At 50.7% G+C, this 15,582-nt stretch carries 20 protein-coding genes; 1 reads left to right on the top strand and 19 read right to left on the bottom strand.

Annotation, left to right across the window (positions count from 1 at the left end; translation table 11 throughout):
* Positions 1–48: 48 nt before the first annotated feature.
* The 19 genes from M467_RS22895 to M467_RS22815 all read right to left on the bottom strand — a co-directional run bounded on the left by M467_RS22895 (position 49) and on the right by M467_RS22815 (position 14,329).
* Entirely contained in the window at positions 49–1,161 is a 1,113-nt protein-coding gene (locus tag M467_RS22895) for a M14 family metallopeptidase (RefSeq protein WP_021066514.1), read from the bottom strand.
* Between the two features lie 87 nt (positions 1,162–1,248).
* A complete protein-coding gene (locus M467_RS22890; protein WP_021066513.1) occupies positions 1,249–1,650 on the bottom strand; it encodes a hypothetical protein in 402 nt (133 codons plus the stop codon).
* Positions 1,651–1,760: 110 nt separating this feature from the next.
* Positions 1,761–2,231 carry a flavodoxin family protein gene (locus tag M467_RS22885; protein ID WP_021066512.1) on the bottom strand — a complete coding sequence of 157 codons (471 nt, stop codon included), beginning with the start codon at positions 2,229–2,231 and terminating at the stop codon, positions 1,761–1,763.
* An 83-nt stretch (positions 2,232–2,314) separates the two neighbouring features.
* Positions 2,315–2,743, bottom strand: coding sequence for a hypothetical protein (locus tag M467_RS22880; protein WP_021066511.1), 429 nt, complete (start codon positions 2,741–2,743; stop codon positions 2,315–2,317).
* A complete protein-coding gene (locus tag M467_RS22875; protein WP_021066510.1) occupies positions 2,740–3,390 on the bottom strand; it encodes an SIMPL domain-containing protein in 651 nt (216 codons plus the stop codon). Before M467_RS22875 ends, M467_RS22880 begins: the two co-directional genes overlap by 4 nt.
* 19 nt (positions 3,391–3,409) lie before the next feature.
* The gene (locus tag M467_RS22870) at positions 3,410–3,832 is read right to left on the bottom strand and encodes a hypothetical protein (protein WP_021066509.1); all 423 of its coding nucleotides are present in this window, start codon (positions 3,830–3,832) and stop codon (positions 3,410–3,412) included.
* Between the two features lie 22 nt (positions 3,833–3,854).
* Entirely contained in the window at positions 3,855–4,028 is a 174-nt protein-coding gene (locus tag M467_RS31740) for a hypothetical protein (protein WP_021066508.1), read from the bottom strand.
* 33 nt (positions 4,029–4,061) lie between these two features.
* Entirely contained in the window at positions 4,062–4,805 is a 744-nt protein-coding gene (locus M467_RS22865) for a hypothetical protein (protein ID WP_021066507.1), read from the bottom strand.
* Positions 4,802–5,347, bottom strand: coding sequence for an RNA polymerase sigma factor (locus tag M467_RS22860; RefSeq protein ID WP_021066506.1), 546 nt, complete (start codon positions 5,345–5,347; stop codon positions 4,802–4,804). The genes M467_RS22865 and M467_RS22860 overlap by 4 nt, the downstream gene beginning before the upstream one ends.
* Before the next feature lie 57 nt (positions 5,348–5,404).
* Positions 5,405–5,914 carry a hypothetical protein gene (locus tag M467_RS22855; protein WP_021066505.1) on the bottom strand — a complete coding sequence of 170 codons (510 nt, stop codon included), beginning with the start codon at positions 5,912–5,914 and terminating at the stop codon, positions 5,405–5,407.
* Between the two features lie 97 nt (positions 5,915–6,011).
* Positions 6,012–8,582: an ABC transporter permease gene (locus M467_RS22850; RefSeq protein ID WP_021066504.1), complete on the bottom strand. Its 2,571-nt coding sequence runs from the start codon at positions 8,580–8,582 to the stop codon at positions 6,012–6,014.
* Positions 8,579–9,262 (bottom strand): ABC transporter ATP-binding protein, encoded by a 684-nt coding sequence (locus M467_RS22845; RefSeq protein ID WP_021066503.1) that lies wholly within the window; start codon positions 9,260–9,262, stop codon positions 8,579–8,581. The genes M467_RS22850 and M467_RS22845 overlap by 4 nt, the downstream gene beginning before the upstream one ends.
* A gap of 85 nt (positions 9,263–9,347) precedes the next feature.
* Positions 9,348–10,352, bottom strand: a complete 1,005-nt coding sequence (locus tag M467_RS22840; protein ID WP_021066502.1) for a sensor histidine kinase — start codon at positions 10,350–10,352, stop codon at positions 9,348–9,350.
* Position 10,353: 1 nt separating this feature from the next.
* A complete protein-coding gene (locus M467_RS22835) occupies positions 10,354–11,034 on the bottom strand; it encodes a response regulator transcription factor (protein WP_021066501.1) in 681 nt (226 codons plus the stop codon).
* A 96-nt stretch (positions 11,035–11,130) separates the two neighbouring features.
* Entirely contained in the window at positions 11,131–11,622 is a 492-nt protein-coding gene (locus M467_RS22830; protein ID WP_021066500.1) for a hypothetical protein, read from the bottom strand.
* A 24-nt stretch (positions 11,623–11,646) separates the two neighbouring features.
* Positions 11,647–12,177: a DUF2812 domain-containing protein gene (locus M467_RS0115930; RefSeq protein WP_021066499.1), complete on the bottom strand. Its 531-nt coding sequence runs from the start codon at positions 12,175–12,177 to the stop codon at positions 11,647–11,649.
* Positions 12,174–12,500, bottom strand: coding sequence for a PadR family transcriptional regulator (locus M467_RS22825; RefSeq protein WP_021066498.1), 327 nt, complete (start codon positions 12,498–12,500; stop codon positions 12,174–12,176). The genes M467_RS0115930 and M467_RS22825 overlap by 4 nt, the downstream gene beginning before the upstream one ends.
* A gap of 122 nt (positions 12,501–12,622) precedes the next feature.
* Positions 12,623–13,630, bottom strand: a complete 1,008-nt coding sequence (locus M467_RS22820; RefSeq protein WP_021066497.1) for a tRNA dihydrouridine synthase — start codon at positions 13,628–13,630, stop codon at positions 12,623–12,625.
* Between the two features lie 96 nt (positions 13,631–13,726).
* Positions 13,727–14,329 (bottom strand): TetR/AcrR family transcriptional regulator, encoded by a 603-nt coding sequence (locus M467_RS22815; RefSeq protein ID WP_021066496.1) that lies wholly within the window; start codon positions 14,327–14,329, stop codon positions 13,727–13,729.
* A 217-nt stretch (positions 14,330–14,546) separates the two neighbouring features.
* Between M467_RS22815 and M467_RS22810 the strand changes: the two genes are divergently transcribed.
* On the top strand, positions 14,547–15,506 hold the full coding sequence (locus tag M467_RS22810; RefSeq protein WP_021066495.1) for a DUF5692 family protein: 960 nt from the start codon (positions 14,547–14,549) through the stop codon (positions 15,504–15,506).
* Positions 15,507–15,582 lie beyond the last annotated feature (76 nt).

Here is a 15,582-nt window from a genome sequence, read left to right as displayed (position 1 = left end):
TGTTTGCCCACAACCCACTTTTTCCCGTTTGACCGAAGTGGAAACCTGTCAACTGTCGCGCCAGAGCGATTCGGCTTTCAAGACATGCTCAATCGCCGCCGCTCCTTCGCGTAATACGGACGTCCGCCACGACTCATCTTCCGGATAAAACATGGCCATGAATTCTTTTCGAATGCCGTTGCGGGCTTCCGGGTCTTTCGTTCCTTCAAAGTAGAGCCGGTTCTCGAGAATAATCGTCAAAAACTCACGAATCGTCGCTTTCGTCGACGTCCCGAATGTCCCGAACTCGAACAACGCCGAGACGAGTTGTTTGTCCGGATAGTGCGTGTCCCGTACGTAATAAAAATGGTTCGTCGAGTCTCCGAGGACGTCGGTCGGGTCATACGTCTGGATATTTTTCAATCCGTATGTCCGCTTCAGTTCGTCCGCATCACGCCCGTTCCGTTCACTGATGACCATCGTCACCTCGTTCGTCGGACCGAGCGCCGTGTGCCAATCCATGTGGATGACGCGGTCGTAGCGGTCGAGCAAATCGTGCTGAATCTCCTTTAAAAAGATGGCGGACGGTTCATCTGACTCGCCGCCGTAATAGACACCTTTCGGGAACTGATACTGTCCCATCCCTTTCGCCTCGGTCATCGCGTCAAACCCGTCGAGCTTGATGCCAGATCCGAGGAACGAGTAGATGTGTTCGCGCGCCTCATGGTAATCATCGATGACACCGTCCGGGACGAACAAGTGCCGCATGACCTCATATTCTTTATTGACGTTACGCGGGAGGGCCTCCCGGTCGATGACATAGTTTCGGTTCAAGTCGACGTTATGTTCATTGACGCGGCGGAAGTGTTTCATTCCCCACGGATTGACGGCATGGATGAGACAGATGCCGGTCGACTCGTGCCGAAGGTTTTCAAGTTGCGTCTCGACGAACTGGTGTGTCACGGCGGCCCCGGCGTACCCTTCGATGCCGTGCTCCCCGATTGTCATGAGAAGTACCGCCTCGCGTGATCCCGCAGGTTCACCGATGATGACATCAATCGTGTCCTCGCCGATCGAGTGGGACATCACGCGGGCCGTCGGATAATAGGGTTTGACGCGGTCGAGCAGGGCGAGAAACTTCTCACGCGACTCTTCGTATGATGATGAAAAATACTGACTCATAGTGACTCCCTCCATTCTAATCTTCTGTATCCCATTCCCATTCCTGGCCAGACTAAAAACGCCCCCTTGAGGAGACGTTTTCTACGCTTAGTGGGCACCGGCCTTCGTGCCCCGGTTCTGACGGCGGAACTCGAACAAATAGACGAGCGGTGCGAGTAGGACCGCTCCGAACACCCAATACGCGCCCGGAGTCACGAACAGCGTCTCGAACGCCCGGAAAAACCAGGCGACGAGCGAGAAGCCGACGACAAGTTCGGCCGTCCAGATGACGCCACGACGCACGGCGAGCATGAGCGTGTTCGTTTTTTGGAAGAGGGCTGCGAGAAAGGCAATCAAAAAGGCCGGGAAGCTACTGAGCCAAAGCATCCGATTCATCGTCGACTCGGCAAAATACGTGTTTCCGAGCGATACCGTGATCACATAATGCGCAACGAGCACCAACAAGACGACAATCCAACCCATGAGGACGTCACGTTCCCATTTTTTCATCATTCTCCCTCCGTTCCATACAAAAGAGCTACCCTTATATTTACCCGTTTTGCGAACGCTTCGGACAATTCCGCGTCAAAAAAGACGCGTCCCATAAGGAACACGCCAGATTATTTGTCCATCAAGTGACGAGCCCATTCGGTCGCCCGCTCGAGCTCTCCGTCTTTGAGTGGACCTTCTTTATCAAGGACGATGAACGACTCTTTCAACACCGGTTCCGCTCCTTTGTCCAATAAGAGCTGCTCGATCCGGGTCGAGGCGTGGCCGAACCATTTGACGATTTTTCCGACGAAAAAGCCTTGGTCTTCTTCAGCCATGCTCGTATCGAATGCCGCAGCCCGGATGCCTCGGAGCGCATGATCCGACAGGCCGTCTAAAAAGGTTTTCACGTCCTCGGTCTCGCGCCCGCCATGCGTCGGCGAACCGACGACGAACAAATCGAGATTGGCAAGGTCGCCGTATCCGACGTGACTGATTTGCATGATGTCAACTTGGTGCAAGTCGCTGAACCCGTCCTTGATGGCATATGCGACTTTTTCGGTACACCCGTACATCGAGTCAAAGATGATGAGGATTTTCATAGAATATCCCTCCATTGAGTGAAATCTCTACGTATCTACATATGACTCTTCCCTTAATGAACGATACCTCATCACGGAATCATTTATTTTTTGTATCTTTTCTTTACTCGTGTGGACACAAAAAGGACAGCGCCGATCCCAAGTACCGCATATGCGACTGTATCGAGATGGTCACGCATGCTGAACGGGGCGTCATGCCGATATTCGGCCCGCTTCCATCCCAACTCGTCCTCGACCGCGAGCACATCCTGCATCGCTTCCCCGTTCACTTCTCGATAGGTCGTCCCAATCAGATACATGTTCGAGGCATCCCCATAATAGCTGCCATCCATATCGTCGGCCATCGTCTTCACCTCGCCGACGACTTCTCCCAAGTCAGCCTCCAATACGGCAACATCCATCACTTCATACACCCGTCCATCCAACACGACGAACGCATACGCCCACGACAACGCTTGAGCCGACAGAGAGACAGACAGAAGGAGCAATACTAATCCGATGACACGCCTCATCGAATCGCCCACACGAACGTCGCCGAGTCACTCAAGTCAATCTCGTCCGGTTCGAGTTCCGGCATCGCGGCCTCTGAGAAGAGCACCTCGTCATGGAGCGTGAGACGTGTCGGGGAGTAAAGATGGAGCTCGCCCCACGTGTAATCGATTTGAAGCAAGTCACCGAGCGTCGCCCCGGCCCCTTTCGCCAACAGTTCGGCCCGATGACGCGCGTTCGCCGCCGCGCTCGCGAGCAGTTCATCTTGAATCGTATCCGCATCCTTGATCGTGAACGAGATGGACAGTTTCGGTTCGGCTAGCGAGTTGCTGACGTGTTCGATGACCGAGGACAATTGTTTCGTATCGAGCGGAAACTCGAGTTTCGTCTTCTGCTGACAGACATAACCCCGGAAACGAGATTTATAGTTGCCTTGCTTATCACGATAACTCTCATAGTCCGTGTCGATCGAGAAGTCGGTCGTCTTGAGCGCTGCTTTCTCGAATCCGGCCTGCTCGACTGCCTTTTGTAGACGCGTGACGGCCATCGCCGCCCCGTTCATCGTCTCCTCATAACGGACGGCTCTTGACGTCAAATCCATTCTCACGACAATCAAATCGGGCGTAGCCGATACTTTTCCTGTTCCTTTCACAGTGATTGTGCGATCCATATGATTTCCTCCTTTTGATTCAAGAAATGCCGAACAGTGCCGTGACGTCCTTCCAGTTATCCGGATAAGCGTTGCTGCCGTCATGCGTCCGTGTGGTTCCGTCCGGTTGTGTAATGATCAAGCCCCATTGTGTTCCGTCGAGTGTTTCGTACTTCTTTTCTTCAAACGTAGATGGCCACTCCTCCGTCTCGAGCGCTAGAAATGTTCCGTACAGAGTTTTTGTTTGCGCTTCATCGTAAAAAATGAATGATTTGATTGATTTAGAACAATCATCCTCTCGCCGAATAATCTGTCGTCTAGCTGTCCCATCTGAAAAGAATGTCAGTTTGGATTCATTCGAAATCCCGAACCCACCTACCCGAAACCTGATTTCGAGCAAGTTTTCCTTAACCCCAAGACTTCCTTGCTTCTTCACCCACTGCATGATTTTCTTTGCGATCATTTTGAGTTAGCCTTCCCTTCAATCATGTCTTTCCTGTCAATGACACCACGAGTCCGATGAGATAGCCGAATGCTGCACCTGCCGCAATCCCATACACTAATTCAAATCCGAGTAGGAGCGAACTGATGATGCCAATCCCGGCTCCGAACACCAGTCCGAGTCCTACCCCTGACGCTCGCCAATTCTGCTCTGTCATCGTAGCCCTCCTCTCTTCCATATCCCCTTCCCGTTAACGGAACCGTTCCGTCATGAACGCCTCTATGTCATCAAGTGTTTCAGCGCCACGTAGCGACGGATAGGCATCTCGACTGAAGACGAGACCTTCGTCCGTGTTCAAGAACATGTACCGCTCACCGTCTGGAAATCCGTAATCACTCACGTCCATCACTTGAAGCGTGGCCCCGTTTTGTGACCAGACGTGGGAAGCATCATGCCGTCTCGGCATAAAAATCCCTTCCATGCCGAGACGAAGTTCAGAGATGACATCCGCATCCGACTGAAGCACTTCAGAACCGACACCGGCAACCGTGAGGACTTGAATCGTGCTGCCTGGCTCGATCTCGCCCCGATAGACGTCTGTCACGCCAATCGTCACAATCGACTGATATTCCGCTTGTCCGTTGAAGTCGAGCTCGATGTGGTCAATCTGTTTCACGACGCCCCGTACTACCGCAGGTTTCCATTTCGAGAACAGCTCGTCTTCACTCATCTCGGCAAGGTTTGCTGATGACATCCCGACATCGATGTCCCCTTCATCGATATAAGCGACCGACATATTGCTTGAGTTGTCCGACAGTGGAATCAATTCTTTAAAACCGTCCCATGTCACGGCGAAGAGTGTGACAGCGGCGGCTGCCACAAGACCACCCATCCAATGCCAATGTCTCCGCTTTTTGGCTTCAACCACCATCGATTCCTCGACGAACCGGTCATCGACGTCCCCCATCAAACGTGTGAGCCGATCTCCGTTCATAGCGCCACCCCTTCCGCTTCGAGCATTTGTTTCAAGTCGTTCCGAGTCCGAAGTAGCACCATCTTGACCTTGCTCTCACTCACCTGGCGCATCTTCGCGATGTCTTTAATCGATTGAAAGTGAAAGTAACGCCCCATAAAGATCTGCCGGGTCTCTTGCGACAACTGGGCCAAAAAGTCGTTCAACAACTCGACGACTTCTGAATCAGTCGCGACGGAGGAGGCGAGACAGTGCTCGAGCTCACTGACAATGAGCGGGACTTGCCCCGCTCCGCGCTTCTTGGCGTTCGCCTTCTCATACTTATGGAGCGAGACGTTACGAACAAGCTTCGCCAAATAGGCGGCGAGCCGCGATGGACGTGTCGGCGGAATCGCTTGCCACGCCTTCATGTACGTATCATTGACGCACTCGTCCGCGTCCTCTCGGCTATTCAAAATATTATAGGAAATCGTATGACAATAGCCGCCGTACTTTTGGGCCGTCGCCTCAATCGCCCGCTCAGAACGTCTCCAATACAAATCGATAATCGCTTGATCGTCCAATCGAATCCCCCTCTCGATGTACTTGCATCTTTATAGACCGGAAATGAAGTCCATCGGTCACAACTTCTGTAAAAGTTTTTTGGAGCGGCTCTTCACGGCCGGACTCCCCGTCTCGAGTTGCGACTCGAGCAATGCTTTCAGCTCGTCATGAAATCGTGGATGCACGGCGCTCAAATCAAACATCGCCTGCAGAGCGTTGACGATGACGATGGCGCTCGTCTCCGTGTCAATCCAATCGGTGAGCACGTGAACGATGCCGGACGCCTCTTCCTCTGTCCACGTCATCCGTGGCATGAGTTGGGCCAAGTGCCACCTCACTTCTTGTTGGGTGGCAATCTGTAACTGCTCGAACAAGGACGCCTGATGAGCTCGAAGCAGCTTTGGATGACGGCGTGTCACTTTCTCCATCGCGTCCGCACTCCGCATCCGAACGACGGGACGGTCATCGGTCAAGCCGGTCATCAATTCGCTGAATCGGTCCGGGTCGTTCCCGACGTAAGCGACGACCGCATCGACATGACCAATCGAGCGCAAATCCCCACCACTCAATACTTCTCGGATGTCCATTCTCCCACCTCTTTCTTCTCTCTCATTTTACAAAAACGGGACCCAGTAGACACTGAATCCCGTTCCATCTATTTTTTGAGTGACTCTACGTCAATCATCAATTGTTCTCTTGCTTCAACCGGTCGATGATATTATCCGACTTCACTTTCGAAATCGCGTACACCATCGAAGAACCAACGATCAGAAAGATTACGACCGTGACGAACAAGATATCGCCCCACGGCAACGTGAACGGTGCTTCGAACGTGTTGATTTGCGCCCGGTAAATCAGGTACATGATCAGAACACTGACCGGCACCCCATACGCCAATGCTTTCATGCCATAGAAAATGCTCTCATAGTACACCATCTTGTTGAATCCTTTCGGTGTCATCCCGACCGACCGCAGCATCGCAAACTCGCGACGACGGAGCGAGACGCTCGTCGAGATCGTGTTGAAGATGTTCGCCACCGAGATGAGCGAGATCAAGACGATGAACCCATAGACGAAAATCGATAACAACAACAACACCTGCTCTTGTTGTTCACGCTGCTCCGACACGTTGAAGATGTATTGGTCCATATTTTGTTCCGCCTCAATCACTTGTTGCGTCGCCTCAGGATTACTCGTGTTCAAGGCGATTGATGGACTTGATTGTTTCATCAATTGACCAATCGCATCCTCTTCAAACGTCCCTTCCCGAACGATCACATCAAGCCATCCAAGTGAGCTCGTCATCACACCGGTCGGGGGGACGTCGGTCATGGCGCCGATTTTGATTGTTTTGAGCGGTGCCGTCTCGTCCGTTGCGTTCTCGTCCCGGAGTTCAAGCGTATCGCCGATTTCGGTCTCAATCGTCTTCGAGTTCACAAATTTCTTCTTGTCGACGTCTTGATACGATACTTCATCAATCAAGACGGCACCCGGCATCTCCCCGTCTTCAAAATTGCTGGCGGATGCCCCGATCTGCTTCAAGTACGCATCGAAACTTTCATCATCTAATTGATAAAGAGAAACGTAGTACACAAATTTCCCATCGACGAACGTGGACACCAAGTCTTCATTCTCGGTGACCGCGCTCGGTAACCGCGCTTCGTCAACCACCGTCTGGACGGTCGTGTTCTCGAAGTACGTCCCGCTCGTCACATTATCCAACGTCTCATAGCGACGTAAGTCATCTTTACTGAGATTCGACCCGTTCACGAGAATGTCGAACTCGTACGTGCCTTGTGACATCTCGAGTGACTGTTCGAGTCGATCCGTGAAGTAACTGACGACTAAAAACAGCACGATACTGATGACGAGCGAGAACACCGTCGCCAAATACCGTTTCCGGTTGCGTTTTGTGTTTTTCAGCCCAATCTCCGCTTCCAATCCGAAGATCCGTCGCACGAGTTTCGACGTCTTCACGTTCTTCGACGTCAGTCGCACGTCCTGGGTCTGACGAATCGCGTCAATCGCAGAAATCTTCGAAGCGCGGCGCGCCGGCAGATAACACGAGATGAAAATCGTCACGCTCGAAATGAAGACCGTCAACAGGAGTGTGAGCGGGGTGACGACGACTTCAAACTTCTCCGTCACGTTGAGCGCCTTCTCCGCAAAAGCGTTGATGAACAAGAACGTGACCCCGATTCCGGTCACCCCGGCGATGATACCGATCGGGATGCTAATCCCTCCGATGATCAGTCCTTCAAAGAAGACCGAGTTTCGTTTTTGCCGTTTCGTCGCCCCGACACTCGCGAGCATCCCGAGATAACGCGAGCGCTCAGATACGCTGATGGCAAAAGCGTTATAAATGAGCGAAATCGAGCCGATGACGATAACCGCCATGATGATGCCACCGAACCCGTACAGCGTCTTGCGCAAGCCGTCATCATCCGTCACCCCATAATAGCGGAGCAACGATGAGTTATAAGCGACCCCTTCAATCTTCTGTTCGTTCATCACTTGTTTCGTATCCTCATAGATCGAGCCGTTCACGTCGTTCAAGGCGACGAACGTATCGACGATCGCACCGTTCAACGCTTTGTCGTCAATGTATCCGACGACCGTATAGCCCGGCGACCAAGTCGGCTCCCAGGCTGGGCGCGTCATCGTGCCGACGACGGTCAACGTCACCGTATCCTCGATTTTCAACTGTTCAAGCATCGTCTCCCCGTCACGGATCAAGCCATCGTTTTGGGTTAATACGCGACCTGATGATTCGTCCATGCGCTCACCGATCTCAATCGTCAATTCATCCCCGATATTGTACGTGACTTGCGCATTTTGACGGATGGCCTCAGAAATAACGACTTCGCCTTCTTTGTTTGGCAAGCGTCCCTCCGTCAAGTCGACGGGAAAGTTCTTGAGCCCTGACGTGTTATAGTTCCGGACGTATAAGTACGGTTTATAGGCATTCTGTGAATTCTTTAATTCTGCATAGCCGTCACTTGAAAGGATGATATCCTTCGTCGATGCATCATTTCGAATTGCCTCGACCTGCTCCTCATTCGTGTTGATGTATTGGACGTGCCATTCTCCATTGTCCGCGATGTCTTGACGGATCATCAAGTCTAAGAACGATGAACCGAGTGTCGTCACAGCCGTGATCATCGCCACCGAGATGATAACCCCGATGATGGTGACGAGCGAACGCCGCTTGTTTTCACGCAAGTGTCGAAGCGTCATTTTATTGATGATGTTCATGAGCGGACGACCTCGTTCTTCGCAATCTTCCCATCCTCGATCGAGATGATCCGGTCGGCCTGCAAGGCGATTCGTTCGTCATGCGTGATGATGATCAGCGTCTGATTGAACTTCTTGTTGAACAGTTTGAGGAGGCTCATGATTTCTTCACTGTTTTGACTGTCCAAGTTCCCCGTCGGCTCATCGGCCAAGATGATGGCCGGGTTGCTGATGAGCGCCCGACCGATGGAAACGCGTTGTTGCTGCCCGCCAGACAATTGGTTCGGCAGATGAGTCAATCGGTTCGACAGACCAAGGATGCCGATGATGCGCTCCAAATGGGCGGCGTCGACTTTTTGCTCGTCCAACAACATCGGCAGTGTGATGTTCTCCTCGACCGTCAAAATCGGGATTAAGTTGTAAAACTGATAAATCAAACCGATTTGACGGCGGCGGAAGATGGCGAGCTGCGTCTCGTCTAACTTGTAAATATCCGTATTGTCGATCAACACTTGTCCACTCGTCGGGACATCGACGCCGCCGAGCAAATGTAACAACGTCGACTTCCCCGAGCCCGACGGTCCGACGATACAGACGAACTCGCCTTTTTTGACGGTGAACGACACGTCATCGAGCGCCCGCACTTCCATCTCGTCTTTTCCGTATACTTTCGATAAGTGTTGCACTTCTAATATGTTCATGTTTGCACCCTCCAGTACTTGATCTACTTTGAGTGTACCGAGCGAGTGTGACACGTCCGTGACTCGAAAGTGACTGTTTCGTCACTTAGACGATTGCTTTGTAGAATCGAATTTGAAACGCGGTCCCGGCTCCACGTTCACTGCGGACGGTCAGTTCACCTTGTTGGCTTGTGATGATGCTGTGGGCCATGGCAAGCCCGATGCCGACGCTGTCGTCACTCGCATTCATACCCTTATAAAAACGTTGGAAAATATACGGGATGTCTTGTTTGGCGATGCCGCTCCCCGTGTCGCGAATGACGATTTCCGTGTACAGTGTGTTCTCGCTAAATTCGATGAACAGCTCCCCTTCTTCCGGTGTATGTTCGACGCAATTTTTCAAGATGTTGATGAGCGCCTCGGTCGTCCACTTCAAGTCGCCTTCGAACGTGACATCACGCTCACCCGTAATCTGAAGCCGCTGCATTTTAATATCGATTGGCACAAGCATCGGTTCCGTCACGGCTTGAACGAGCACGGGGACGGACACCGGTTCCCGTTTGAAATGAATCGTCCCGGCATCGATTTTAGACAGCTTGAGCAGTGACGAGACGAGCCATTCCATCCGCTCGAGCTGCACTTGTACGTTATGCGTGAACTCTTGACGCTTGTCATCCGACAGCCGTGGGTCACTGAGTAAATCCGCCATGACGGTCATCGAGGTGAGCGGGGTCTTCAACTGATGGGAGATGTCGGAGATGGCATCCGTCAGCTTCTGCTTGTCCTCTTCGAGATGCGTCCCTTGTTCCGACAGCATCTTCGTCACTTTATAGATTTGACTCTTCAACAGACTGAGTTCGCCTTCGCGATTGTCGCGGACGTCGAGTTTGTAGTTGCCGTTGCTGATTTCTTGGATGTAGCTCGAAAGTTGTTCGATCTCCCGATAGCGCCACACCGTGAAGCGATATGTCACAATCAAGAACGCGACCGACAAAAGGAGGACCAGAATGACGGCCTCCATCGATAGGAACAAAGCTGCGACGATAGAAGCCACCCCAATCAGCAGCAACAGACTGACTAAATAGATACGGATTTCTCGATTGCGCAACATGTCAGCGTTCCACCTTATAGCCAATCCCGCGAACCGTCTTAATCAACGTCGGCCGTTGCGGGTCGTCTTCGAGCTTCTCGCGTAACCGTTTGATGTAGACGGTCAACGTATTGTCATTCACGAAGTCCCCGCCCATGTCCCAAATCTGGTCGAGCAGCTGGGCGCGGGACAACACTTGTCCTGTATGTCTGCCGAAGATGAGCAATAAGCGGTATTCAAGCGCCGTCAATAAAATCTCGCTTCCATCTTTTTTGACTTTGGCGTCTTGGGTATTGATTTCAACCGCCCCGATTGTCAAAACGGGCGAGCTGGCTTGTTTATTGTAGCGGCGCAATACCGAGTGAATCCGTGAGATGAGTTCACGGACCCGGAATGGTTTCGTGATGTAGTCGTCCGCCCCCATATCGAGTCCCATGACGACGTTCACTTCATCATCGAACGCTGTCAAAAAGATGACAGGTATATCCTGTTTTTGTTTTACGAGCCGACACAAGTCATAGCCGCTCCCGTCCGGCAACGACAAGTCGAATAGACACAGATCGATCGTATGTAACTGTTGTTCGATCAAACGTGTGGCGTCGGCCACGTTCTGGCACAACGTCGTCGTGAATTGTTCTTGTTCGAGCGAATATTGGAGACCGGAGGCGATTGTCCGGTCGTCTTCCACGATTAAAATGTGCATCTGATTCCCTCCTGATTCTTCTCCTCATAATATAGCAGTCTTTTTCAAGTGAGGAGACAAAACAAAAAACCGAACGAGACATCTCGTTCGGTCAGGTTATGCTTTTGTCACGCGAAGGCATTCCGGCCGATCGAACCCGACTGCACCTAAAAATCGCAGCGCATCAGTCGTCAACTCGTCGAGCGTGATGGATTGAACGTTTGGTGCCGTCTGTTCATCGATCCATACTTTCCAGATTTCGACTTCACCCGCTGTCTTCAAGTGGTCGGTTATATACTCGACGAGCTGTTCGGCTCTCGCATCGGAATAGCGCCAACGCAACTCCACGACGTGCGGTTTTTCCGAGTACGCCTCAACGTTCTCCACGTCATAGTACAAGTCTCGCTTGATCTCGATCTCGTCGAGCTGCTCTTCCGACTCGACGTTCATCAATATCTTTTCGTCACGATCGAGGTCTTCGTCGTCTGTGAGCATGTCAGGCAAGATGACACCTTTTTTGATGGCCTCGTTGATGGATAAGAACTTGATGTACGGATTTTCGACTTCTTTCAGCGGCCGGTCGCTCGTTATAAATTGGAATTCACTCATGTAAAAACCTCCTCATGTTTTAATTTATACATCACGCTCGACCAGCTGTCGTTTTTCTTTCAACTTTACTAGTTTTCGATATTGTTTCACCACGAATACAATAAACAGTACACTTACAGTGAAATTCAAAATCCATATGAACGGGACGGCATCGTTCGCTATATTAAGAAATGTCACAAATAAGTTGAGATACAGCACAAAACTATATAGTTGATAGATACGTTTTTCATGACGAATTTTCGAATCAATATCCGAATAGAGCTGGAACGGACCTTCCTCGGTTCGTTTTTTTAAGTAAATCCAACGATACGAGGTCGCCACAATCGTAATTCCCATCTCCTCTAATAACTCAAAGTAAGCATCTGACTTCGGGCTGTTAGGCAATTCTTCAAGTAACTCAATCCGATACGTGTACTCATTCGGATTCCCCTGCCTAAACTCATAACGACCTAACTTAAATTGTTCGAGAAACCATCCTTGTGCCGCCATTTTATTCAACCATTTCTCTTCTTTTTCATAATCGACATATACACGATAAACTGTTTTTGTTTTCATGATCGGTTTGCTCCAATCCACTGTTTCCCGTTTGCGACGAGCTCTTCAAGTCGAAGGAGTTCGGCTTCGAGCACTGATTGTCCATCTATGGTGATGACATACTCCTTCTTTCGTCCGCTTGCTCCTTCGACCGCCTCAATCCATCCCTTTTCTACCAGGCTGCTGAGTGCCCCATACAAGGTCCCCGCCGCCAATTGAACGCGATCGTGGCTCAATTCTTGTACAAACTGCATGATGCCGTATCCGTGTCTAGGAATTTGTAGCGACAGTAAAATGTAATAAACCGCTTCCGTCAAGGCGATGCTTCCAGCTGATTGTGCCATAGTTGTCCCCTTTACTTCGTCTAACGATATATCGGCTTCCGATACACTTAGTATATCCTAAAAATTGGTGGATGACTACAAGAAAAAAAGGGACCCAGTATACACTGAATCCCTTCAAAAACTTATTCAACTGTCGACGCCGCCTCGGCAAGCGCAGCTTCTTCTTTATGATAATTCTCGACGAACGCATCAAGGTGCGCCCGCACTTCGTCTGTCGATTTCGTGTCCATCAGTTTCACACGGAGATCGCTCGCCCCGCGGAATCCTTTCACGTAAATCTTGAAGAAGCGATGCAAGTTCGAAATAGAGCGCGGCACCTCTTCTTGGAACTTGTCTTGCAAATCGAGTTGGAGACGAAGCAAGTCGAGGTACTCTTCCATCGAATGCTCACGCGGTTCTTTCTCGAACGCGAATGGGTTCTTGAAAATCCCGCGGCCAATCATGACGCCGTCGACGCCATACTTCTCGACGAGTTCTAACCCCATCTGACGGTCGAGGATATCTCCGTTAATCGTGATGAGCGTGTCCGGTGCAATCTCGTCACGCAGTTTGACGATATCCGGGATCATCTCCCAGTGCGCGTCGACTTTACTCATCTCGTTGCGTGTGCGCAAGTGAATCGACAAGTTGGCGATGTCTTGCTTCAAAAGATGCGTCAACCAGTCGCGCCACTCGTCGAGCTTCGCGAAACCGAGACGCGTCTTGACGCTGACCGGGATTCCGCCGGCTTTCGCCGCTTGGATGAGTTCCGCTGCGACGTCAGGACGGAGGATGAGCCCGCTCCCTTTTCCGCGTTTGGCCACGTTCGGGACCGGGCAACCCATGTTGATATCGAGGCCTTTATAGCCCATCTCGGCCATGCCGATGCTCATCTCGCGGAAGTAGTCCGGGTTGTCACCCCAAATGTGTGCGACCATCGGCTGTTCGTCCTCGGTGAACGTCAAACGTCCGCGCAAGCTGCCTTTCCCTTCTGGATGGCAATAGCTGTCCGAGTTGGCGAACTCGGTGAAAAAGACGTCAGGTCGGCCGGCATGGGCGACGACATGGCGGAAGACGACATCGGTCACGTCTTCCATCGGGGCAAGTATAAAGAATGGACGCGGCAAATCGCGCCAGAAGTTTTCTTTCATGTCAAATCATTCCCTTTCGTAGTCAATCCAATAAAATCACTTTATCTATCTTATTATGGACGCGGGAATGTATCAACTGACAATACTTTAAAAAGCTCAGCGTTGTTCATTTTCGATGACTTTAAAGAAGTGTGTAAACCCGTCCTGCAGCAAATACTCTAATATACGATTCGTGTGCTCAGATTCGACAACTTGAACATTCAACAGCGTTTGGAGCACCATCCCATCGATTGCAGCCATCGTCCACGCGGCGACCGCTCTCGTCGAGGGTCCGCGTTCAACGCCGTACGCTCTCACAAAGATGGCTTCGACGCGATTGATCCAATCCTCATATTTTTCCTTAAACTTATTTTGTAACTCCACATTCCCGAGCATCGCCTCGTGAGCCAAATAAAACTGCAACCGGCTTTCCGCATCTTTTTTGAGTCGGTCTTGCATCCCATCAAAGATTTCTTGAATGATTTCGCGGGCCTCTTTCTTATCTTCAATCGAGATGGTCGCGATTCGTCGAATCTCACCTAATCCTTCGTCCATCACGTCATACAGAATAGCCTCTTTCGAACTGTAATAATGATAGATCGCGCCCGTGCTAAAGCCTGCTTTTTTTGCGATTCCCCGAAGCGTCGTACCTTGAATCCCGTTTTCGATAATCGTCGCTCGCGCCGCTTCTAATATCTTTTGTTTTCCTTCGTTCATCATATGCCCGACGCTCCTCACGTAATAATGGCTAATTATATCATAATGATTTGTCGGATTTATGACATGTCCCTGTGACGTACCAAACCGTATTGACATCGCTTTCATTAGTTTGTTACACTTTTCACATAAACATAACGAACGTTCGGTATGTTTAAAGACATCATCTTTTCATCGTTGCTTCATCACTATCCTTTAGAAATGAAAGGGGCGTTATCGTATGTTCTTCTTTGAGTCTATCCCTTGGTACAATGTCGTGATGTGGTTCGTCGTCTTCGGTCTATTGATCGGGTTGAATGAAATCGTCCGATCTAGCAAAAAAGCAAGTATCTTCATGTTCATGGCCGTACCGATCGCCTTACCCCCGATTTGGTTTTTCACCGCCGATCCTGAAATCACCTCATGGTTCCATTGGGTGAAAGTGTATTCAGCATTGGCCGGAAGCTTGATTTACATGGTCATCCGCTTCACCGATTACCATAAGAAGCATCCATGGTATTTGATGCTTGTCCCAGGTATTTTGGCACTTAACATCGCCGAGGCCGTCGTTCGAGAGTTCCAAGTCGGGATCATGGGATTCGAAGGGATGGTCGATGGAATGTACTACATCTCGGGCGGTTGGAACTATGTGAACGCCGTCGCGGGAATTTTGAACTTGCTCCTCATCTGCGGCTGGGTCGGGATCTTCGCGACATCTGGTAAAAAGAAAGACATGCTCTGGCCCGACCAGACGAAGCTATGGATTATCGCCTATGGTGTTTGGAACATCGCCTACGTCTATTCATGTGCACCGGGTAACGCTTTTTACTCAGGCTTCGCTTTGAACATCGCTGCGACAGTGCCCGTACTCTTATGGGCAAAAGGTACATGGATGCAAAACCGTGCCCAGACGCTTTCGTTTTGGATGATGTGGGTCATGACGTTCCCTTACTTCTTTGCTGTCGGTAGCACGTTCAATGTGAGTGTGTCATACAACCCGGCAGCGAACTGGACGATCGCCCTGCTCAGTTTGGCACTGAACGTCGTCCTCGCCGTCTGGCAAGTGACACGGATCCTCAAATACAAACTCAATCCGTTGAAAGATGAGTTGTGGAAAGATACGAACGAATATAAAGAAATTGATGCGATGCGCGAAGACGCTGTTTCTGAACAGGAAACTGCGGCCAGTAGAGTGCTGTAAATATGAGACAGACGGACTGCGTGATAGTCCGTCTTTTTTATTTTTTACAGGACAATCGTCAAACCAATCAGAATGG

This window comes from Exiguobacterium chiriqhucha RW-2 (genome assembly GCF_000416965.1).
GTDB lineage: Bacteria > Bacillota > Bacilli > Exiguobacteriales > Exiguobacteriaceae > Exiguobacterium > Exiguobacterium chiriqhucha.
Note: the sequence above shows the minus strand (reverse complement) of the source record. Positions and strands in the feature narration are given on the sequence as shown.